Genomic DNA, 21,696 nt, shown 5'->3' with positions numbered 1-21,696 from the left:
TCACATTACATCTCTTCGGCCCACGACATGTTCTCGCGCGCGAGCAGCGCCGACGATGCCGCCGGTCCGAACGTGCCCGCCGTGTAAGTGCGCGGGCGGTCGTTCAGTTCCTTCCAGCCGTCGAGAATCGGCTCGACCCACGTCCATGCGGCTTCCAGTTCGTCGCGGCGCATGAAGTGTGTGAGACGGCCGCGAATCACGTCGATCAGCAGGCGCTCATAGGCCTCCGCGCGGCGCTCGGGAATGGCCTGCTGCAGGTCGAGATTCAGGCTCACGGGCAGCATGTTCATGCCGCTGCCCGGCTCCTTCGCGAGCATCTGCAGCTGGATCGACTCTTCCGGCTGAAGCTGGATCACGAGACGGTTGCCGTAATTGCGCGGGCCGCTCGGGAAGATCGAGAACGGCAGGTCCGCGAATTCGATCACGATTTCCGACTGGCGCTTCTGCATGCGCTTGCCCGTGCGCAGGAAGAACGGCACGTTGGCCCAGCGCCAGTTGTTGATGTGCGCGCGCAGCGCCACGAACGTTTCCGCCTTGCTGTCGGGCGGCACGTTGTCTTCCTGCAGATAGCCCTTCACCGGCTGGCCGTCGACGGCGCCCGCCGCGTACTGGCCGCGCACGGTGTCGCGCGCGATATCGGCGAGCGACATGGGGCGCAGCGAGCGCAGCACCTTGAGCTTTTCGTCGCGCACGGCGTCCGGGTCGAGCGAGACGGGCGGCTCCATCGCCACGATGCACAGCAGTTGCAGCAGGTGGTTCTGTACCATGTCGCGCAGCGCGCCCGTGTGATCGTAGAAGCCCGCGCGGCTGCCCACGCCCACCGTTTCCGCCACCGTGATCTGCACGCTGCGGATATACGGCGCTTGCCACAGCGGCCCGAAGATCGGGTTGCCGAAGCGCAGCACCATCAGGTTCTGCACCGTTTCCTTGCCCAGATAGTGGTCGATCCGGTAGATCTGCGATTCGGAGAAATGCCGCCCCACCGACTCGTTGATCTCCTGCGCCGAGGCGAGATCGTGGCCGAGCGGTTTTTCGAGCACTACGCGCGAGCTGCCGTCGATCAGGCCGCCCGCCGTGAGGTTGTCGCAAATCGTCGTGAACAGTTCCGGCGAAGTCGAGAGATAGAACACGCGCAGGGCATGCTCGCGCGACGCCGCCTTCAGGTTCGCGTAGTTGCCGGGATCGTTCACGTCGATGATCACGTACTGGAACAGGTTCAGATAGCGGTCCCACGCTTGCGCATCGAACGCTTTCGCGTCGATGAACGGACGCGACTGCTCTTCCATGAACTTGCGATAGTCGTCGATCGTCCAGTTCTTGCGGCCCACGGCGATGATGCGCGTTTCCGGCGGCAGGTTGCCGTGCAGGTGCGCCATGTAGAGCGCGGGCAGCAGTTTGCGCGCGGCCAGGTCGCCTCCGCCGCCGAAAATGATCATGTCGACGGGCTGTTCGGGCAAGGCTTGGGCAGGCTGATTCGTCATGGCAGGTCGGAGGTGACGCGCGCTCGGGCAACGTGGTTGAGCACGACCGCTAGCGCGCGGTTGCAGAACCCGCACCGGTCGCAAGAGCGGGGCGCGGCGAAAACGCTAATGGTGCATGGTTTCGCGCGAGTTTGCACGCATGGCGCGAACGAGGCGTCGCGCGAGACGCCCTGTCGTCGATAAACCGACCGGCCGTTCATGCATCCATCGCGCGGTAGCGAGCCGATCCTTACCCGAGCCCCGGCACCGCCACGCCGAAGGTCGTGAGCACCAGCACGACATTGAGCGTGAGCACCGCCGCCGCACCCGCCACGGCTGCCGCAGCCGTGAGCGCGCGGTTACGATGGGACCCCATCACGTCGCCGCGGCACGTGAACCACACGAGCGCGGCCATCGGGAACGGCAGCGAGAGGCTCAGCACGACCTGGCTCATGACGAGCGCGTCGGTGGCGTTCACGCCCAGCGCCACCACGACAAAGCTCGGCACCATCGTCACCGCGCGGCGCAGCCACAGCGGAATGCGAAAGTTCACGAAGCCTTGCATGATCATCTGCCCCGCGAGCGTGCCGACCACCGAACTCGAAATGCCCGAGGCGATCAGCGAAACGAGGAAGATGCTGGCGGCCGCCGCGCCCAGCAGCGGCGCGAGCGTGCGGTAGGCGGTCCCGATTTCGGCGACGTCCGCGTAGCCTTGGTGGAACGCGCCGGAGGCCATCACCACCATCGCCATGTTGATGAGCCCGGCCACCGAAAGCGCGACCACCACTTCGACGTTAGAAAACTTCACGAGCCGCTTGCGCTCGGCGTCGTTGCGCGCGAGCACGCGCGCCTGGGTGAGCCCCGAGTGCAGAAAGAGCGCATGCGGCATGACCGTGGCGCCGATGATGCCGACCGCGATCGTCACGGCCTGCGCGTCGGGCAGGCGTGGCGTGGCGAGGTGGCGCAACAGGCTTTGCCACTCGATCGGCGTGATGAAAAGCTCCAGGATGTAGCAGATGCCGATCACGCCCACGAGCGCGCCGATCAGCAGTTCGAGCGGCCGGAAGCCCGCGCGCTGGAGAAACAGCAGCGCGTAGGTCACGACGGCGGTTACCGCCATGCCCGCGAACAGCGGCAGATGAAAGAGCAGCGCAAGGCCGATCGCGCCGCCGAGGAATTCGGCGAGATCGGTGGCCATGGCCGCGATCTCGCTCACGCCCCACATGAGCCACACGAGCGGCGAAGGCAGGCTATCGCGGCACAGCTCGGCGAGATTGCGTCCCGTGGCGATGCCGAGCTTCGCGGAAAGCCCCTGAAACAGCATGGCGATGACGTTGGCGAGCAGCACGACCCAGAGCAGCGCGTAGCCGTAGCGCGCCCCGGCCTGGATGTTGGTCGCGATATTGCCGGGGTCGATATAGGCCACCGAGATGACCACGGCCGGACCCGCGAGCGGCAGCAGAAGGGCGACGCCGCGGCGGCGTCCTTCGAGCGCTTCGCGCACCGCGGCGGCCGTGTTGCGGGTGAGGCCGTCGGGGGCGCGCTGCACCTCGTCATCGCGGGCGCGATGATCCATGCAACTTCTCGCGCGTGCCGGGGTCTGATGGCGCAGCCCATCGCCCTGTGGCACGCATCGAGCATTTGTGAATACGTTGAAAGTGCGTCATCGGAATCGGGCCCTCACGCGTTAAGCAGGCAATCCGCGCGCCTGCCCTGGCGCTATCTCAGCACAAACCGGCGCGGCGCGCCTTCGCTGCTCTCTTTCCCTTACGAAATGCCTGAATTCCCGATCTTTTCGTTTACACCGGTCCGTATGAAAAAACCGTTCGCGACTGCGCTGCTGATGGGCGGCCTCGCATGGGGCGCGCTCGCCCACGCCGACGACAAGGTCATCGTGCTCGACTCGGGCGAGGCGAAGCTCTCGCTCATCGACCAGGCAAGCCGCACCGTGGTCGGCACCGAGCCCACGGGCAAGGAACCGCACCACCTGATGATCACGCCCGACGGCAAGTCGCTCATCGTCGCCGATTCGGTGTCGAACGACCTGCTGTTCCTCGACCCGCATACGGGGCAGGTGCAGAGCCGCCTCGAAGGGATCGAAGATCCGTACCAGCTCGGCTTTTCGCCCGACCATAAATGGTTCGTGACCGCGGGCCTGCGACTCGACCGCGTGGACGTCTATCACTACGACGGCAAGAACCTCACGATCGCCAAGCGCATTCCGCTCGGGAAAACGCCGAGCCACATCACGTTCGCCTCCGACAACAAAACGGCATTCGTCACGCTGCAGGACACGGGCGAAGTGGCCGCCATCGACCTGCCGACGCAAACGGTGCTCTGGAAGCTGCACGTGGGCAACACGCCCGCGGGCCTGTGGATGACCCCGGGCGACAAGTACCTGCTCGTGGGCATGACGGGCGAGGACAACGTGGCCGTGGTGGACTGGCACAACCGCACGGTCGTGAAAAAGATCCAGACCGGCCGCGGCGCGCATAACTTCCGCAATCTGGACGATGGCAAACATATCGCCGTGTCGAATCGCGTGGAGAGCACGATCAGCATTCTCGACTACACGACGCTCACGAAAGTCGCCGACATCACGGGCCTGCGCCCCGGTCCCGACGACATGGAACTTTCGGCGGACAAGCGTTACCTTTGGGTGACGTTCCGTTTCGCGAAGCACGTGGGCATCATCGACCTGAATACGCGCAAACTGATCGATACGATCGCGGTGGGCCGCTCGCCGCACGGTATCTACTTCGCGAACAGCGCGCCGGTGTACGCGCCGAACCCGGATTGATTGAGGAGTCTCGATGCTCGATACGCTGATTTCGCAGGCCGACAACCTCGTTTCGTGGCTGCAGACGCTCGTCTACGTGGACGTGGTGCAGCCGATCTTCTACAAGGTCGGCCTGATGGGCTACGACGAGGACACCTATGACGCGCTCTACTGGGTGATCGTCGGCGTGCTGCAGATTTGCGCCTCGTATGTGCTGCTGCGCCCGCTCGAAGCGCTGCGGCCCGCGGAAGACTGGGGCGATCGCCGCGCGCTGCGCGCCGACGTCTGGTACACGTGGATCGCGAAACTCGGCATTCTGAACATCGCGTTCTTCTTTCTGCTCACGCCCGTGTTCAATCACTGGCAGAGCCTGATGGCGATCTACAGCGTGCCGAACATCGACGTGGACGGCCTCTGGCCCGGCCTGACCGACAAGCCGATCGTGTCGTTCCTGATCTATCTCGTCGTGCTCGACTTCGCGGGCTACTGGTATCACCGCTGGCAGCATCGCTTCGGCGTGTGGTGGGAACTGCACGCCGTGCATCACAGCCAGCAGCAGATGTCGTTGTGGTGCGACGATCGCAACCACTTCCTCGACGACATCGTTCAGGCCGCGTTCTTTGCGGGCATCTCGCTCTTTATCGGCGTGCCGCCCTCGCAGTTCGTCGTGCTCGTGGCCGTGAGCAACTTCATGCAGAGCGTGCAGCACGTGAACGCGCGGCTCGACTTTGGCTGGCTGCTCGAGCGCATCGTCGTGAGCCCGGCGTTTCATCGCCGCCATCATGCGATCGGCTATGGCCACGAAGGCACGCGCTACGGCTGCAACTTCGGCGTGCTGTTTCCGTGGTGGGACGTGATGTTCCGCACGGCGTCGTGGAACAAGGAGCATGAGCCGACCGGCATTCGCGACCAGTTGCCCGCGCCGCACGGCCGGGGCGCGAACTATGGCGAAGGCCTGCTCGCGCAGCAGTGGTTCGCGGTCGTGCGCATCGCGCGGCGCCTCGCGGGCAAGGGGTATCCGCTGGGGGACGCGGCGCGCTGAGCTGCGCGGCGTTCGTTGGAGTTCCTCGTGCGAGGCGGTCTTCGGGCCGCCTCGTTGCGTTTCGGGATGACGTTTCCGGATACCGACGGCGCGCCGGATGCGATAATCGCGCATTCATCCCCCACACATGCATGATGCGCGCGTCAAAAGCGCAGTTGGAGAACATCTTGAGCCGTATCGACAATCCGCAGCACGACCAGGAAGTCGGCGTGGCCGACGCCACCCAGGACACGACCCGCATCGACGACACGCGCATCGGCGCCGTGCGCCCGCTCATCTCGCCCGCGCTGCTGCTCGACGAGCTGCCGGTGCCGCAGGAGACGCAAACGCTGGTCGAAACGAGCCGCAGCGAGATCGCCGAGGTGCTCGCGCAGCGCGACGACCGGCTCGTGGTGGTGGTGGGCCCGTGCTCGATCCACGACCACGACCAGGCGATCGAGTACGCGAAGCTGCTCAAGGCGAAGGCCGATACGCTCGAGGACGACCTGCTGATCGTCATGCGCGTGTACTTCGAGAAGCCGCGCACCACGGTGGGCTGGAAGGGCTATATCAACGACCCGCGTCTGGACGGCAGCTTCCGCATCAACGAGGGCCTGCGCGCCGCGCGCCAGCTGCTGCTCGACATCAACGCGCTCGGCCTGCCAACGGCCACGGAATTCCTCGATCTGCTGAGCCCGCAATTCATCGCCGACCTCGTGGCGTGGGGCGCGATCGGCGCGCGCACGACCGAAAGCCAGAGCCACCGGCAGCTCGCCTCGGGCCTCTCGTGCCCGATCGGCTTCAAGAACGGCACCGACGGCGGCGTGCAGGTGGCCGCCGACGCCATCGTCGCGGCGCGCGCGAGCCATGCGTTCATGGGCATGACGAAGATGGGCATGGCCGCCATCTTCGAAACGCGCGGCAACGACGACTGCCACGTGATCCTGCGCGGCGGCAAGAGCGGGCCGAATTACGATGCGGCTTCCGTGGCGGCGTGCTGCGCGGCGCTGGCGAAGGCGGGGCTGCGCGAGCAGGTCATGATCGACTGTTCGCACGCGAACTCGAACAAGGCGCATCAGCGCCAGATCGAGGTGGCGCGCGATATCGGCGAGCAGCTGGCGGGCGGTGACAAGCGCATTGTCGGCGTGATGATCGAGAGCCATCTCGAAGAGGGGCGCCAGGACCAGAAGCCGGGCGTGCCGCTCAAGCGCGGCGTGTCGATCACCGATGCGTGCATCAGCTGGGCACAGACGGCCCCGGTACTCGATGGGCTGGCCCAGGCCGTGCGCGAGCGCCGCAAGGCGGGGTGAGGGCGCTAGCGCCCCTTGCGCGAGCCTTTCTTCGCTGACGTTGCCCGCGGCGCCTCTTTCACCGGCGCCGCCACTCCCACGCTCGCATTCAATTGCTCGAGCCACGAAAGCGCATCGGCATAGGCGAGAAATTGCTGCAGGTAGCCCGGCGAAACCTCGCGCATCAGCGAGAGCGCGCGATGCACGAGGCTGCTCGAATTGAGCGGCCCCGCGTTTCTCGGCACCTGGTCCAGCGACTGCCGCAGCTGCTTTTCTGATCGCACGCGCGACCACGTCTGCCGGAAGTATTCGACCAGCTCCGGGTCCGGCTCGTGCCGCACACGCGTCGCCGGTTGGGCCGGTTCCGCACGCGCGAGCGAATCGACGAGGCGGCCCAGTTCGCTTCTCTGCGTATTTGTGTCGAGCCCGTGCGTGATTTTCGATGCCTCGCGCGCGAGGTCGTCTGAAAAGGCTTTCAGTAGTTGTGCGAGTCGCGCGTCGAGGAGCCGGCGCGCTTCACCCGCGTGTGCGGAGGCGCGGCGTTCCAGCGCCTCGATGAAGTGAAAGCGCACGGGGTCGAGCTGGTCGGCGCCGCGGGCGCGCCAGGCATCGAGCAGGGCGCGGGCGTCGGGCGCAGCGGTTCGTTCGACCTGCAGGCCCGCGTCATTGAGCATGCTTGCCCTCGCCGACGGTCGGCCGCGGTACCGGCGCGATCTCCACCCGGCGGTTCTTCGCGCGGCCGGCTTCGTCCGTGTTGGCGCTCACCGGCTGCTCGGAGCCGAACGCGGCCGCGAACACCGACGACGCGGGAACGCCCGCGTCGATGAACGAGCGCGTGACCGTCAGCGCGCGTTCGGCCGAAAGCTCCCAGTTGTCGGCGAAGCGGCGGTTGCCTGCGTGGACCTGCTGGTCGTCGGCGAATCCGCTCACCATCAGGATTTCGTCGCGGCTCTTCAGATACGCCGTGAGCGGCCCCGCGAGGCTCTTGAGCAGATCGCGGCCTTGCGGCGTCAGCTGGTCCGAGTTCAGCGCGAACAGCACGCTGCCGCTAATGCCGATGCGTCCGTTCACGAGCGTCACGCGCCCCGCCGCGAGCGGGCCCGCGAGCGCCTCTTCGAGCGTCTTGCGGCGCGCCGTTTCGGCCTTGCGCTGTTTCACTTCGTTGGCGAGCCGGCTCGACAGTTCGAGCTGCATGCCGACCACGCCCACGAGGATCAGCAGGAACGCGCCCAGCAGCACCGACATCAGGTCGGCGAACGCGGGCCAGACCGGCGCAGCGGGGGCCGCGCCGCCGTCGATTTCGTCGTTCATGCCGCGTCCGCTCCGGCGGTGGCGCGCTGGCTCGCGAGCTGCTGCAGGTTCTCGACGATCTGCTTCTGCGACAGCATGCTCAGGTCGATGACCTCACGCGCCTGCGCCACGTAATAGGCGAGCTGGTCGTCGCTGCGCGCGAGCGACTTGTCGAGCGCGGCCTCGATGCGCTCGAGATGCGCCACGAGCTTGTCGTTCGATTCGCCGAACACGCTCACGGCCGCGCCGAACGCGTCGCCGAGGCTCGCCACTTCCACGGCGCTGCCGCTCACCTGCGCGGCGATCGCGCCGAGCTTGCCGCTCTGGGTTTCGACGCTCGCGCTGAACTGGCCGCCCACGCGCTCGAGCAGATCCGACGACGTGGAGACGAGCGCGTCGATCGCCGAGCGCTGCTCGGTGGAGGCACGGTTCACGGCGTCGAGCAGCGTTTCGAGCGTGGCGAGCAGGCGGTTGCGCTCGTCGAGCATCGCGGTGTCGCGGACCATGCTGTCCGACAGTTTCTGGCGCAGCTCGGCGATGACTTCGGCCGCGGCCTGCGGCGCGGCCGACGCGGCCCGCACGAGGCTGCCGATTTCGGCGATCGTGCTGGCGTTATGAGCCTGCGATTGCGTGGTGATGTCGCTGGCGGCCTGGGCGAGCGTTGCGCAGATTTCCTGCTGGCGCTGCGCGGTGGCCGCGCTCGTGGCTTCCCATTCCTCGCGCAAGGCGGCCGACATCGTGGCAAGCGACGCGCTCCATGCCTCGAGGCGTTGCTCGTCGCGCGAGGAGATTTCCGCGTGCAGGTTCGCGGCGGCCTTCGGCGCGTCGGCGGCGGCGTCGACCAGACGATCGATCTCGGCGATCGTCTTGCTGGCGTGCTGCTGCGATTGCGTAGCGATTTCGTTCGCGGTTTGCGCGAGCGTCGCGCAGATTTCCTGCTGACGCTGGGCGGTTGCCGCGCTGGTTTCTTCCCACTCTTTACGCAGCCCGGCGGCCATCGTCGCGAGCGATGCGGTCCACGTTTCGATGCGCTGATCGTCGCGCGCGGAAATCTCCGCGTGCAGGGTTGCTGCGGCCTTCGGCGCTTCAGAGGCAGCTTCGACCAGACGATCGATCTCGGCTATCGTCTTGCTGGCGTGCTGCTGCGATTGCGTAGCGATTTCGTTCGCGGTTTGCGCGAGCGTCGCGCAGATTTCCTGCTGGCGTTGCGCCGACACCGCGCTGGTCGCTTCCCACTCCGTGCGCAAGGTGGCGGCCATCGCCGCGAGCGCTTCGGCCCAGCTCGCGAGGCGCGCTTCGTCGCGCGCGCCGAGCTTCGTCTGCAGGTCCGCGTGGGATGCATCGACCGCACGCAGCAGCGACGCCGCGTGCTGTTCGAACGCGGCCGCTGCCGTGGCGAGCGCCTGCTGGTTGCCCGCGGCGAGCTTCTCGCCGGCGCGTTCTTGTTGTTCGAGCGCTGCCTGCCACGCCTGCGACATCGTTCCCGATGCGCTTTCGAAGCGCGTCGACACGCCATCGAGCAGGCCTGAGGCACGTTGCTCGAAGCTTGCGTTGAAGCGCTCCAGCGCGCCGCCCAGGTCGGCGGCAAGCGTCTCATTGGTCTGGCGGTGCTGCGCGAGCGCACGGCTCCAGATCTCGGCGACGTTTGTCGTCGACGCCTCGAAGCCGCGCGAGAGCCCTTCGAGCTGTTGCTGCACGGCCTGCGTGAGCGCGCCCTGCATCGATGCCGATTCGCGCGCGAGGCCCGCCATGGTCGCTTCGACTACGGGCTGCAGCGCCGCGCCCGCGGCGCGTGCGCTTTCGGCGGCGCTCGACAAGAGCGACTGGCCCACGGAAGCCGCGAGGCGGCTCCAGGCGGCTTCGGCGTTTGCGGCAAAGGCCTGTTGGGTCGCGATCTGCTGTTCGTGCTGCGCGGCGCCCTGGCGTTCGATCAGCGTCATCAGCGCGCCGAGTTTGTCGACCAGCGCGGGCATGGCGTCGGCCTGGCGCTGCAGCAGCTTGAACGAGGCTTCGCGTTGATGGGCCGGCGAAAAGGCGCGCAGCGTCGTCGCGATCTTCACGTCGAGCTGCTGCCCGGCTTCGATGCGTTCACGGCGGCAAAGCGCCGAGAGCAGGCCGAGCATGGCGGAGGTGGCCACGCCGGCGATCGAGGTGCCGAACGCGAAGCCGAGGCCGTTCACCGGCGCGGCGAGCGACGCGCGGATGGCATCGAGGTCGGTGGCGCTTTCCAGCGCCGCGCCGGTGCCCTTGAGCGTGACGACCATGCCGAGCAGCGTGCCGAGCATGCCGAGCAGCACGAGCAGGCCCGTGAGATAGGGCGCGAGCGCCGGGCCCGGCAGGGCCACGCGCTCGCCTTCGATGCGCGCGCGCACGGCGTTGCGCAGACCCGGATGCAGCGTGTCGAGCCAGCCGGCCAGGCGCGCGGGCGGCGCGTTCAGTTGCGCGACGGCCCGGGCGAGCGTGGTCGTGGCCTGCTGGAAGCGATAAAGCTCCCAGGCGCCCGTGACATAGCACGCGCCGATCAGCAGCGTGACGGCGCTCGCAAGCGGGTTCGTGACCGCGTAGCCGGCGCCGATCCAGCACACGGCGGCGAGACCGACGACGAAGACAACAGGTTCAATGCGAAAACGGGACATAGCGCGGGACATAGCGTTTGGGTTAGCTGGTGCGAAGGGCGGCAAGCAGCCCCTCCACCGGTTGAAACCGAATCTCAAGTTCGGCGAGCAACACGCTCTGCATATCTTTGCGAAAGCCGGCGAGCCAGGCGTGCGGCGCCGCGCTTTCTCCGGCGGACTCCGCCGCGGCCGCTGCGGCTGCACGCTGCCGCTCGAAATGCGCGCCGAGCAGCGCGGGCACGCCGGCGAGCAGGCTGCGCTCGCGCGTGCCGAGCGCCTGCTCCATCACGGCGTCCACCGTCGCGAGGCGCGCGAGCGCAGGCGCACGGGCGGCCAACGCGGCACGCAGGCGGGCGCGCAGCGTGGCGATGTCGGTCTCCATCGCCTGCTGCAGGGCGAGGTAGCGCTGGCGGAAATCCGCGAAATCGGGTTCCACATCGGCAGGCTGGCTGGCGGCCTGCGTGCGTCGTCCGTCGCGCCGCGCAGGCGCACCTTCGCCCGCAATGGCCTTTCTCAGCGTTGCGCGCACGCGCTCGCTCTGGCTTTGTTCGGCGCTGGCGCCCACGCGCGTGGCTGGCTCGCCGCCCGGCGTCTGGACGCTCAGCGCCGTTGAAAGCGCGATGGCGTCCGTCCAGCCGAGCCACTGGCTCAGCTGGTCCGAGATCGATTGCCGGGATTCGGGCACTTCGGCGTCGCCGAAGCGGGCAAGTAAGCGAACGAGCGTCGGGCCGCTCAACGCGAGGCGCTGCGGGGCTAGCACTTTTCCACCTGGGCAAAAAACCCGCTAGTTTACACGCCCGCGAGGGGGCGGCCGGCATCGGCCGTCTGCCGGGCGCCGGAACGACGGCGCGGCGGCCCGTGAAAGCGCGGCGCCCGCGGGCGCGAGGCCGCGCCGCGCGGGGGCTTCAGGCGCCTGAGCCGTCAGGCCTTGGCGCTCTCGGCCAGGATCTGCTGGATCGCCTGCTCGAAGGTTTCGACGGGCTGGCCGCCGCTGACCAGATACTGCTGGTTGAAGATGATCGCCGGCACCGACTGGACACCGGCCGCCTGGTATTCGTGCTCTTCGGCGCGCACCTCGTCGGCATACTGGCCGCTTTCGAGGACGGCGCGCGCTTTGTCTGCGTCGAGCCCCACGGACTGCGCCGCCGCGACGAGCATCGCATGGTCGCTCGTGTCCTTGCCTTCGCCGTGATACGCACGCAGCAGCGCCAGCTTGAGCGGCAACTGCTTGCCTTCGATGCCGGCCCAGTGCAGCAGACGGTGCGCGTCGAAGGTGTTGTAGACGCGCTCGCGCGGCCCGAACGCGAAGCCGACGCTCGCGCCGCGCTCGCCGATCATGGCCTGCGTTTCGGCGATCTGCTCGGCCGTGCGGCCGTACTTCTTGCCGAGATACTCGACCACGGATTCGCCGCCCGGGCCCATCTGCGGATTCAGTTCGAAGGGGTGCACGACGATCTGTGCGTCGACGGTGTCGCGCAGCCGTTCGAGTGCGAGGTTCAGCGACGAGAGGCCGATGGCGCACCACGGGCACGCGATGTCGGAGACGAAATCGATTCTGAGCGGTTGTTTCATGGATTTCCTGATCCGGTTGAACGCCGGGCAACTGAGGCGCGGTGCAGCGCGGGTGCGCAAGCAGCGTGCGCACCCGGCGGGGAGGATTCGTCAGTTCATTCGTCCATCATACGGGCTTTGACCTTCTTGCCCTTGACCTTGCCCGCGTTGAGCTTGCGCAGCGCGTCGCGCGCGATGCTGCGCTCCACGGCCACGTAGGTCGAAAAGTCGGTCACGTTGATCTTGCCGATCTGCGAGCCGCTGAAGCCGGCTTCGCCCGTGAGCGCGCCCAGCACGTCGCCGGGTCGGATCTTTTCCTTGCGGCCGCCCAGGATCTGCAGCGTTTCCATCGGCGGCAACAGCGGCTCGTTGCTGGCGGGCTTCAGTTCCGCGAGCGGGCTCCACTCGACTTCGCGCTTGAGCGCCTGCTCGATGCCGCCCACGCGGCCCATCTCGTCCATGCTCGCGAGGCTGAGCGCCCAGCCGTCCTGGTCGGCGCGGCCCGTGCGGCCGATGCGGTGCACGTACACCTCCGGGTCGGGGGTGACGTCCACGTTGATCACGGCTTCGAGCTGCGCGATGTCGAGCCCGCGCGCGGCCACGTCGGTCGCCACGAGCACCGAGCAGCTGCGGTTGGCGAACTGGATCAGCACCTGGTCGCGCTCGCGCTGGTCGAGCTCGCCGTGCAGCGCGAGCGCGTGAAAGCCTTGCGCGCGCAGCACGTCGAGCAGGTCGCGGCATTGCTGCTTGGTGTTGCAGAACGCGAGCGTGCTCACGGGGCGGAAGTGGTTGAGCAGCATGCCCACGGCATGCAGGCGCTCGTCTTCCGTGACCTCATAGAAGCGCTGGCGGATCTTGCTGTCGTCGTGATGCTCTTCGAGCTTGACTTCCTTCGGGTTCCGAAGGAATTGCTGGCTCAGCTTCGTAATGCCTTCGGGATAGGTCGCCGAGAAGAGCAGCGTCTGGCGCTCCTTGGGACATTGGCGCGCCACGGTGGCGATGTCGTCGAAAAAGCCCATGTCGAGCATGCGGTCGGCTTCGTCGAGCACGAGCGTATTGAGCGCGCCGAGCGCGAGGTTGCCGCGCTCCAGATGGTCCATGATGCGGCCCGGCGTGCCCACGACGATATGCGCGCCATGTTCGAGGCTCGCCGCCTGCGGACGCATGGGCGTGCCGCCGCACAGCGTCAGCACCTTGATGTTCTCTTCCGCGCGCGCGAGGCGGCGGATTTCCTGCGTGACCTGGTCGGCCAGCTCGCGCGTGGGGCAGAGGATCATCGCCTGCACGTCCTGACGGCGCGGGTCGAGGCGCGACAGCAGCGCGAGCGAGAAGGCCGCCGTCTTGCCGCTGCCGGTCTTGGCCTGGGCAATCAGGTCGTGGCCCGCGAAAGCGATGGGCAGGCTCGCGGCCTGGATCGGCGTCATGTCGACGTAACCGAGGCGCGTGAGGTTCTCGAGCATGGCGGGCGCGAGCGGCAGCTCGCTGAAGGGCTGGGCTTGCGTAGGAGTGGCTTTGTTTGTCATGACGGGGTCTCGCGCCGGACGGGTGAGGGCGACGCGGCCGTTCGGTAGAAGTGGCGTCGATGCGGATGGCGCGCTCGCGGTGCGCGCGCGTTCCGGGATTTTAACGGATGCGCGCGCCCGCGCCCGCGCGCGTGCCGCGCGAGGGGCGACGGCGAGCACCGTAGAGGAGGCCGAAAATCATCCGTTTGTTAATCGTGATTTCGCGCAATAATAATCGCCGTATATAGCAATAATGCACGCGCGCGATATGACCAAGATCATGGTCATAAAGTTTCATCGGCCGCGAAGATTTTAACCTCGCGAAATCGCCTGCGATTAATCCAGTTTCCACAATAATCGATTTTCCACGCTGAAGCGGGCGTCGCGTGCTTGCCACACGGCCTGTTCGGGCCGGTCTGGGTATTACTCCGTATTTCCTATTTGCCACAATGACTTACGGATTACTATTCCGATATTTCCAGATTCAGCAAATAACTGTTACATCGTTTGCCAAGGCGATTTAAAGCCTTTGACACGTAGACTTCGCCCGGGATTGCCGGTGTGGCTCCAATACCCGGAGCCGCGTCAGCGCGGTCTGAATGTCATAAGGAAAGTCATGAAGAATACTTTGATTATCGCGGGCGTCCTCGGCGCATTCGCAGCCTCCGCTCACGCACAAAGCAGCGTTACTCTCTACGGCGCACTGGATGCGGGTATCGTCTACGCGAACAATGCAGGCGGTCACGCCGCATGGAACCAGGGTAGCGGCACCGTCGGCGACACGTACTTCGGCCTGAAGGGCAGCGAAGACCTGGGCGGCGGTCTGCATGCGATCTTCACGTTGGAAAACGGCTTCAACCTGAACAACGGCAAGGACACCGAGAGCGGCACGATGTTCAACCGCCAGGCGTTCGTCGGTCTGCAAAGCGACCGCTTCGGTACGCTGACGCTCGGCCGCCAGTATGACTCGATGGTCGACTACCTGGCACCGCTCTCGGCAACCGGCAGCGGCTACGGCAACAACCTCGCGGCTCACCCGTTCGACAACGACAACCTCGACCACTCGTTCTCGATCAAGAACTCGGTCAAGTACCAGAGCGTCAACTACCAGGGCTTCAAATTTGGCGGCCTGTATGGCTTCAGCAATGACGCCGGCCAGTTCGCGAACAACCGCGCATGGAGCGCAGGCGCATCGTACGGCAACGGCCCGCTGAACTTCTCGGCTGCCTACCTGCAGATCAACAACACTCGCACCGGTAACACGAACGGCGCGAGCTCGGCATCGAACGGCAACAACTTCAACCTGTCGGCTCAAACGCAACGCACGTTCGGCGCAGGCGCGAACTACAACTACGGCCCGGCAACGGTTGGCTTCGTGTGGACGCACACGCAGTACCAGAACCTGATCGCCGGCGGTCAGGGCGGCACGACGTTCTCGATCCCCACGGGCACGAACCTGCACCTCGACAACTTCGAGCTGAACGGCGCCTATGCACTGACGCCGGCTCTCGCCCTGAACGCGGCGTACACGTTCACGGACGGCAAGGTCACGGGTTCGAACGGTTCGGGCGATCCGAAGTGGCACACCGTCTCGCTGACGGCTGACTACTCGCTCTCGAAGCGCACCGACGTCTACGCCGGCGCTGTGTACCAGCACGCTTCGGGCGAACTCGGCGACGCCGGCGCGAACGTTGCGATGATCAACACGCTGTCGCCGTCGACCTCGCAGAACCAGGTCGCCGCAACGGTGGGTCTGCGTCACCGCTTCTAAGCATCGTTGGCTCGCTCCCTCGTGGAGCGACGCAGCGCGGAACCCGATCGGCCGGTCGGGTCCCGCGCTGCACGCGGGCGAATCTACCCGAGGCCCGTGGTTTCATCCGCTTTCTACCTGAAGCACGACCGGTTCGCGGTGCGTGGCGCGCTCATGAGGCGCGCCACGGCTGCGAACCGGTTTTCTTTTGTAGCTCAGGATTTTGCGGCCGCCGCAGCAGCGGTCGCAGCCGCAGGCACTGCACTTGCCGACACGGCGACGTCATTCGGCACGTCTTCCGATGCCCCCCGCACCCGCGAAACCCACAGCACCGCCACGCACGTGAGCGCCGCGGCAATCCACCCGTTCTGCCCGAAGCCGATGATCGCGCCATGCGCGCCATTCGTGAGCCACTGGCCGCCCAGCCACGCGCCGATGCCCGTGCCGAGCGCCTGCACCGCACTGTTGGCGCTCAGGAACGCGCCGCGCCGCGCGGGCTCGGGAATCGTCGTGAGCAAGGCCTGCATCGGCACCATGCGGCCCGACATCGAGATCATGAACAGGGCGAAGAACGCCACGAGCGCGAGGAACGGCAGCGTGGGCAGATGGGTGACGAACAGCACCGGCACGAGCGAAACGAGTGCCATCACGCGGAACACGCGGCGCTTGCCGTAGCGGTCCGCGAGACGGCCCACCGCGCGCGAGGTCACGAACGTCGCCGCGCCGCCCGCCATATAGAGCCACGAGAGCTGCTGCGGCGCGATGCCATGATTGCCGACGAGCATCGGCGCGATGAACGGGATCACGAGCATGTGCCCGGCCATCATCGTGAAGGTGAGCGCAAAGGCCTTCAGGTGACGCGGCAGTGTGAGCAGTCGCCAGAGGTTCGGCAGCACGTGCGCGAGCGGCGTGCGCTGGCCGAGATGCGCCGTGAGCGACGGCACGACGCGCGAGCCCGCGAGCCAGATCGCCGCCGAGAGCACCACGAGCAACATGAACGGCGCGCTCCAGCCGTAGTGCGCGCCGAGCAGCACGCCGGCCGGCACGCCCGCGATGGCGGCGATGGAGAACGCCGTCATGATGACGCCCGTGGCCGCGCCGCGCCGCGCGGCGGGAATCACGTCGCTCACGATCGCCATCACGATCGAGCCGAGCACGCCGCCGGTGAGACCCGCGAACGCACGCGCGGCGAGCAGCAGATGAAAGTTCGTGGCGAGTGCGCAGGCGAGATTGGAGAGCGCGAACAGCGCGTAGGCCACCTGCAGCAGGCGGCGGCGATCGAAACGGTCGATATACGTCGCAGCAAGGAGTCCTGATAGACCCGAACAGAGCGAATACGCGGACACGGCCGTCGCGAACGCCGCGGGCGTGATCGCGAACGCGTGCATGATCTGCGGGCCGAGCGGCATCATCACCATGAAATCCATGATGACGGTGAACTGCGTGAGCGCCAGCAGCCAGAGCAGGGTGCGTTCGCGCAGCGGTGTGAGAGAAGTGGTCATGTATGGGCTTGGCGCCTGAAAGTAAAAAGGCGCGGCAGTGTTGCCGCGCCAGCGTGATCGATCAGTCGTCGATCGTTTCGTGGGCCCCCTGCGCGCCGCGGCGCCAGTAGGCGGAAGCGCGAATGCGCTTCTTTTCGACGCCGCGCTCGTTGCACAGATGCGCGCGCACCGCGCGGATCGCCGAGGCTTCGCCGGCGGCCCAGACGTAGCCCTCGCCCGGCGGCAGCCAAACTTCGGACACGCCGTCCACGAGCGGATGCTCCGACTCGCTCTCGTCGCGATAGCACCACGTGGCGTAGAGATCCGCATCGGTGGGCAGTTCGATGCGGGCCTCGCGATTCGCCACTTCGACGACCACCGCTACACGCGCGCCGGGCGGCAGCTCCGTGAGGCGGCGCTGAATGGCGGGCAGCGCCGTTTCGTCGCCGATCAGCAGATGCCAGTCGAAGCCCGTGGGAATCACCATGGAGCCGCGCGGGCCGCCCACGCCGAGATACTGGCCGGGCTGCGCTTGTGCCGCCCATGCCGTGGCCGGGCCGGCTTCGTGCAGCGCGAATTCCAGATCGAGTTCATTCGCCTGCGTATCGAAGCGGCGCGGCGTGTAGTCGCGCGCCGCGGGGCGCTCGACGCCTTCGGGGAACACGACGCCGTCGGGACCCAAAGTTGGCAGTACTGGCTTTTCCTCGCCGGCGGCGGGAAAGAACACCTTGATGTGATCGTCGAACGACGCCGAGACGAAGTCGCTCAGATCGCCCGTGAGCGTCACGCGAACGAGCGAGGGCGAGAGCGCCGTGACGCGCGCCACACGCAACAGTCGGAACTTCAGCGGGTGACGCACACGGACGACTTCGAGTTGGGACGGGTTCTGCATGTAGGGCTCCGATGATGTTGGGGTGGCGCGGCGCGGGCCGCCGCGTGGCGCGTGCAAGCGGACGGTCAAACGTCGCTGTTGTCGCTGCCGGTTTCGATTTCCTCGGTGGCGCGCGCAAGAATCGCGGCGATGCGGCGCTGCTCTTCCGGCGCGGCGTCGGTACGGCGCAGCAGCGCGCGCTTGAGCGCGCGGCGCGCCTCGATCAGCTCGCGCACCCAGCCGCTGCCTTCGGCCGGATCTTCGCCGGCCATGGCGCGGCGCATGACTTCCATCTTGCGGCCGAAGTGCGTGAGTTTCGCGAGGATCAGGTCCGCGCGTTCGCGGTTGGTCTCGAGGTACGCGCGGCCTTCGGGCGAAAGCTCGTAGCGCTTGCGGTTGCCTTCGAGCGTGACGCTCACATTGCCCAGTTCTTCGAGGTACGTGAGGGCCGGGTAGACCATGCCGGGGCTCGGGCTGTAGAAGCCGTTCGAACGCGCGTCGAGTGCCTTGATGAGCTCGTAGCCGTGGCTCGGGCGCTCGGCGAGCAGCACGAGCAGCATGAGTTGCAGGTCTTCGGACGTGAACTTGCGGCCACGGCCAAAACCGTCGCCGTCGCCGAAACCGCCGAAGCCGCGGCCGAAACCCTCGCCGAAGCGATCGCCAAAATCGCCAGGACCGTCGCCGCCGCGATGACGGCCAATTGCGTGGCGCAGCGCGTGAAGCGCCTGCATGGCCGGGTGGCGGCCGCCGAAGAAGTCGCGCGGATCGCGCGCGGGGTGGCCCTGACGGCCGGTGTGACCAAAGTGCGGATGGTGGCGCATAGGGCCCCCTTGTCTGGTGAGTGTCTTAAAACATGTCTTAAGATATATATCGTAAGAGCGTTTGTCAAAGAAAATATTTGGGGTTATCGGCGCACAAGGCGACGGTTGCGGTGCTGCATGATGTGGGGTCGGAATCTGGGTCGGCGCTGAAATAGACCGGCGGGCGGGTACAGGCAGGCGGAAATCAATCCGATCTTTGTATTGCCTGAGGGCCAGGGCGTACGGGCCGCGGATGGCGTTGCGGTGATCGGGCAGATTTTTGCGGAGGTCCCGCAACCCGGGCACTAGCACGTGTTGCCAGCAAACGCTCGGGTGGGCAGTACGCTCAGGTCGCCGCCAGATCCAAGGTTGCTCAGCGCGTACTCCACGGCACTGATACTCCAGCCCGGTTCGATTTCGCACCAGAATTCCTGATGGCTGGCATCGAGGCGGCGGGCTGCGAGATAGCGGTGCAGATGACTGGCGACCCAGAACTGGCAACCATCAAAGAAGACTTTCATTGCCGGGCGCGCCCTGCGCATTGCGCCGCAGCGGATAGCATTCGTCGCTTCCACCAGTCTGTCGTCGTCGACTGCCCTGTCGCTCAGCGTGAGCAATCGATCGTCGATACGCAGCTGCAGAAACTTGAGGTAGTCGCACCCGAGCACGCCGGGAGGAAGTCTCGTTGATGAGCAGAGGCGCGCCCGGTTATCGTCGGATTTCATACAGGAATGCCAATAGAGTCACGTGCGGCCAGCGTATTATTTCGGCTGTCTGCTCACGGTGAATCGTCAGCCATCAGATGGCGGATTATGAGCGCCGGGTCAGCAATGTCCAGGATCAGCCGGCGAAGGATGCGTCTGCGCATGTGTTCCTCGTCAAGGATCCACGGCTCACCCTTTTCACTGAGATAGCGTGCGAGGGCATCCTGGTTGTCTGCGCCTGCCGGCAGGTCAAGCCGCACGGCCAGCAGTCCCGCCACGACGTCATCGATCTCGATGTCGAGCGGTCTTGAGTCAATATGAAGTTCGAGTTTCATGACGGTTTAGGGCAAAAAGCGGCACTGCCCCCGCGAAGACTAAAAGAACAGTGCCGAAGAAAATGCACCGGCCGGGCTGGACGACCGGTGCAGAGCGGAACCGACGCGGTCAGTACTCCAGTTCCGGCGCGCTCGCCTGCGCCGGCTTCTCGTCCTTCGGCGCGTCGGCGACCGTCGCATCCGTCGTCAGGATCAGCCCTGCGATCGATGCGGCGTTCTGCAGAGCCGTGCGCGTGACCTTGGTGGGATCGACCACACCCGCCTCGACAAGATCGCCGTATTCGCCGGTGGCCGCGTTGTAGCCGAAGTTGCCCTTGCCCTCGAGCACCTTCGCGATGACCACCGAAGGCTCATCGCCAGCGTTCGAGGCGATCACGCGCACTGGCGCTTCGAGTGCGCGCAGCACGATTTGAATGCCCGCGTCCTGATCACTGTTGACGCCTTTCAGGCTCGTCACAGCCGAACGCGCACGCACGAGCGCGACGCCACCACCCGGCACGATGCCTTCCTCGACCGCCGCACGCGTGGCGTGCAGCGCATCGTCGACGCGGTCTTTCTTCTCCTTCATTTCAACCTCGGTGGCCGCCCCGACCTTGATCACGGCCACGCCGCCAGCGAGCTTCGCGACGCGCTCCTGCAGCTTTTCGCGATCGTAATCGCTCGTCGCGTCCTCGATCTGCGCACGGATGGACTTCACGCGCGCCTCGATGCGCTTCGGGTCACCGGCGCCATCGATGATGATGGTGTCGTCCTTGCGGACCTCGACGCGTTTTGCCGACCCGAGATCCTCGAGCGTGGCCTTCTGCAACTGCTTGCCGGTCTCTTCCGAGATGACGGTCGCGCCCGTGAGGATGGCGATGTCCTCGAGCATGGCCTTGCGACGATCGCTGAAACCGGGCGCCTTGACGGCGGCGACCTTCAGGATGCCGCGCATCGCGTTGACCACAAGCGTGGCCAGTGCTTCACCATCAATGTCTTCCGCGACGATCAGCAGGGGCTTGCCTGCCTTGGACGTGGCTTCGAGGACCGGGAGCAGGTCCCGGATATTCGAGATCTTTTTGTCGTGCAGCAGGATCAGCGCGTCGTCGAGATATGCGGCCTGCCTGTCGGGATCGTTGATGAAGTAGGGGCTCACGTAGCCGCGGGCGAACTGCATGCCCTCGACCACGTCGAGCTCGTTCTCGAGTGACTTGCCGTCCTCGACCGTGATGACGCCTTCCTTGCCGACTCTCTCCATCGCGTCAGCAATGATTTTCCCGATTGCCTCGTCGGAGTTGGCCGAGATGGAACCGACCTGAGCGATTTCGCGGTTCGTCGAAATCGGTTTGGACAGCTTGCGCAGTTCGTCGAGCACGGCGGCGACAGCCTTGTCGATACCGCGCTTCAGATCCATCGGATTCATGCCCGCGGCGACGTGTTTCATGCCTTCCTGCACGATCGCCTGGGCAAGCACGGTGGCTGTGGTGGTGCCGTCCCCCGCCACGTCGGCGGTTTTCGATGCAACCTGTTTTACCACCTGCGCACCCATGTTCTCGAAGCGGTCCTTCAGCTCGATTTCTTTCGCGACCGACACGCCATCCTTGGTGATGGTCGGCGCACCGAAGCTGCGCTCGATCAGCACGTTGCGGCCTTTGGGTCCGAGCGTGACCTTCACGGCGTCGGCGAGCACGTTCACGCCCTTGACGATACGGGCGCGGGCGCTGTCATGGAATTTGACGTCTTTTGCACTCATGTTGTTGCTCCGGGTAAAGTCGTTGACTCAACACGTCGCGAACGACCGGGCGGGTGTCCGCGAGCGGTCGAAAGTTCAGGCGGCCTTGCGGGCGGCGCCCGCGTCGGCCTCGAGGACGCCCATGACGTCCTCCTCGCGCATGACGAGCAGTTCCTCGCCATCGACCTTGACGGTCTGGCCTGAGTATTTGCCGAAGAGCACCCGGTCACCGACCTTCAGCTGGAGCGCGCGCAGCGTTCCATCCTGCAGCAGCCGGCCGCTGCCGGTTGCGACAACTTCGCCCTGTTCTGGTTTTTCTGCCGCTGAATCGGGAATCACGATGCCCGAGGCCGTCGTCCGCTGCGTTTCGATTCGCTTGACGATAACCCGGTCGTAGAGGGGACGAATCTGCATTTCCATCTCCTGAGCGATTAAAGGATCACCAATAAGGGAATCCGGCTGCGGGTGCCGCGGCGCGCAGTGCGCTGCGGTGCAGCCGTGCCAGTGTCTGGCGGAAAGCGAAATAGAGGCGCCGCT

At 66.1% G+C, this 21,696-nt stretch carries 19 protein-coding genes; 4 read left to right on the top strand and 15 right to left on the bottom strand.

Annotated elements, in window-relative coordinates; genetic code table 11:
• Positions 1-5: 5 nt before the first annotated feature.
• Positions 6-1,481 (bottom strand): glucose-6-phosphate dehydrogenase, encoded by a 1,476-nt coding sequence (gene zwf, locus AB4Y42_RS01160; protein ID WP_368688284.1) that lies wholly within the window; start codon positions 1,479-1,481, stop codon positions 6-8.
• A gap of 229 nt (positions 1,482-1,710) precedes the next feature.
• The gene (locus AB4Y42_RS01155; RefSeq protein ID WP_368693133.1) at positions 1,711-3,036 is read right to left on the bottom strand and encodes an Nramp family divalent metal transporter; all 1,326 of its coding nucleotides are present in this window, start codon (positions 3,034-3,036) and stop codon (positions 1,711-1,713) included.
• A 237-nt stretch (positions 3,037-3,273) separates the two neighbouring features.
• On the opposite strand from AB4Y42_RS01155, the gene AB4Y42_RS01150 reads away from it, so the two are divergent.
• From AB4Y42_RS01150 to AB4Y42_RS01140, 3 genes are all read left to right on the top strand, one after another.
• Entirely contained in the window at positions 3,274-4,260 is a 987-nt protein-coding gene (locus AB4Y42_RS01150) for a beta-propeller fold lactonase family protein (RefSeq protein ID WP_321927609.1), read from the top strand.
• Positions 4,261-4,273: 13 nt separating this feature from the next.
• The gene (locus tag AB4Y42_RS01145; RefSeq protein ID WP_368693132.1) at positions 4,274-5,281 is read left to right on the top strand and encodes a sterol desaturase family protein; all 1,008 of its coding nucleotides are present in this window, start codon (positions 4,274-4,276) and stop codon (positions 5,279-5,281) included.
• A gap of 167 nt (positions 5,282-5,448) precedes the next feature.
• Positions 5,449-6,570: a 3-deoxy-7-phosphoheptulonate synthase gene (locus AB4Y42_RS01140; protein WP_368688287.1), complete on the top strand. Its 1,122-nt coding sequence runs from the start codon at positions 5,449-5,451 to the stop codon at positions 6,568-6,570.
• A 5-nt stretch (positions 6,571-6,575) separates the two neighbouring features.
• Here AB4Y42_RS01140 and AB4Y42_RS01135 read toward each other — a convergent pair whose 3' ends face one another.
• From AB4Y42_RS01135 to dbpA, 6 genes are all read right to left on the bottom strand, one after another.
• A complete protein-coding gene (locus AB4Y42_RS01135; RefSeq protein WP_368693131.1) occupies positions 6,576-7,223 on the bottom strand; it encodes a DUF2894 domain-containing protein in 648 nt (215 codons plus the stop codon).
• The gene (locus AB4Y42_RS01130) at positions 7,213-7,860 is read right to left on the bottom strand and encodes an OmpA family protein (protein ID WP_342918752.1); all 648 of its coding nucleotides are present in this window, start codon (positions 7,858-7,860) and stop codon (positions 7,213-7,215) included. Before AB4Y42_RS01130 ends, AB4Y42_RS01135 begins: the two co-directional genes overlap by 11 nt.
• Positions 7,857-10,475 (bottom strand): DUF802 domain-containing protein, encoded by a 2,619-nt coding sequence (locus AB4Y42_RS01125; protein ID WP_368693130.1) that lies wholly within the window; start codon positions 10,473-10,475, stop codon positions 7,857-7,859. The genes AB4Y42_RS01130 and AB4Y42_RS01125 overlap by 4 nt, the downstream gene beginning before the upstream one ends.
• A gap of 22 nt (positions 10,476-10,497) precedes the next feature.
• On the bottom strand, positions 10,498-11,214 hold the full coding sequence (locus AB4Y42_RS01120) for a DUF3348 domain-containing protein (RefSeq protein ID WP_368688291.1): 717 nt from the start codon (positions 11,212-11,214) through the stop codon (positions 10,498-10,500).
• 161 nt (positions 11,215-11,375) lie between these two features.
• Positions 11,376-12,026 carry a DsbA family oxidoreductase gene (locus AB4Y42_RS01115; RefSeq protein ID WP_368693129.1) on the bottom strand — a complete coding sequence of 217 codons (651 nt, stop codon included), beginning with the start codon at positions 12,024-12,026 and terminating at the stop codon, positions 11,376-11,378.
• Positions 12,027-12,121: 95 nt separating this feature from the next.
• Positions 12,122-13,528, bottom strand: a complete 1,407-nt coding sequence (dbpA, locus tag AB4Y42_RS01110; RefSeq protein ID WP_368693128.1) for an ATP-dependent RNA helicase DbpA — start codon at positions 13,526-13,528, stop codon at positions 12,122-12,124.
• Between the two features lie 595 nt (positions 13,529-14,123).
• Here dbpA and AB4Y42_RS01105 point away from each other — a divergent pair.
• Positions 14,124-15,278 (top strand): porin, encoded by a 1,155-nt coding sequence (locus tag AB4Y42_RS01105; protein ID WP_368688295.1) that lies wholly within the window; start codon positions 14,124-14,126, stop codon positions 15,276-15,278.
• Positions 15,279-15,472: 194 nt separating this feature from the next.
• Here AB4Y42_RS01105 and AB4Y42_RS01100 read toward each other — a convergent pair whose 3' ends face one another.
• The 7 genes from AB4Y42_RS01100 to groES all read right to left on the bottom strand — a co-directional run bounded on the left by AB4Y42_RS01100 (position 15,473) and on the right by groES (position 21,573).
• On the bottom strand, positions 15,473-16,759 hold the full coding sequence (locus AB4Y42_RS01100) for an MFS transporter (RefSeq protein WP_368693127.1): 1,287 nt from the start codon (positions 16,757-16,759) through the stop codon (positions 15,473-15,475).
• Between the two features lie 61 nt (positions 16,760-16,820).
• Positions 16,821-17,630 carry a siderophore-interacting protein gene (locus tag AB4Y42_RS01095; protein WP_368688297.1) on the bottom strand — a complete coding sequence of 270 codons (810 nt, stop codon included), beginning with the start codon at positions 17,628-17,630 and terminating at the stop codon, positions 16,821-16,823.
• Between the two features lie 65 nt (positions 17,631-17,695).
• The gene (locus AB4Y42_RS01090; RefSeq protein WP_368693395.1) at positions 17,696-18,340 is read right to left on the bottom strand and encodes a PadR family transcriptional regulator; all 645 of its coding nucleotides are present in this window, start codon (positions 18,338-18,340) and stop codon (positions 17,696-17,698) included.
• A 374-nt stretch (positions 18,341-18,714) separates the two neighbouring features.
• A complete protein-coding gene (locus AB4Y42_RS01085; RefSeq protein ID WP_368693126.1) occupies positions 18,715-19,134 on the bottom strand; it encodes a hypothetical protein in 420 nt (139 codons plus the stop codon).
• 53 nt (positions 19,135-19,187) lie between these two features.
• The gene (locus tag AB4Y42_RS01080) at positions 19,188-19,448 is read right to left on the bottom strand and encodes a hypothetical protein (protein WP_368688299.1); all 261 of its coding nucleotides are present in this window, start codon (positions 19,446-19,448) and stop codon (positions 19,188-19,190) included.
• 109 nt (positions 19,449-19,557) lie between these two features.
• A complete protein-coding gene (gene groL / locus AB4Y42_RS01075) occupies positions 19,558-21,180 on the bottom strand; it encodes a chaperonin GroEL (protein WP_368693125.1) in 1,623 nt (540 codons plus the stop codon).
• 75 nt (positions 21,181-21,255) lie between these two features.
• Positions 21,256-21,573: a co-chaperone GroES gene (gene groES / locus AB4Y42_RS01070; RefSeq protein ID WP_368693124.1), complete on the bottom strand. Its 318-nt coding sequence runs from the start codon at positions 21,571-21,573 to the stop codon at positions 21,256-21,258.
• Positions 21,574-21,696 lie beyond the last annotated feature (123 nt).

The organism is Paraburkholderia sp. EG286B (assembly GCF_040965655.1).
Lineage (GTDB): Bacteria > Pseudomonadota > Gammaproteobacteria > Burkholderiales > Burkholderiaceae > Paraburkholderia.
Note: the sequence above shows the minus strand (reverse complement) of the source record. Positions and strands in the feature narration are given on the sequence as shown.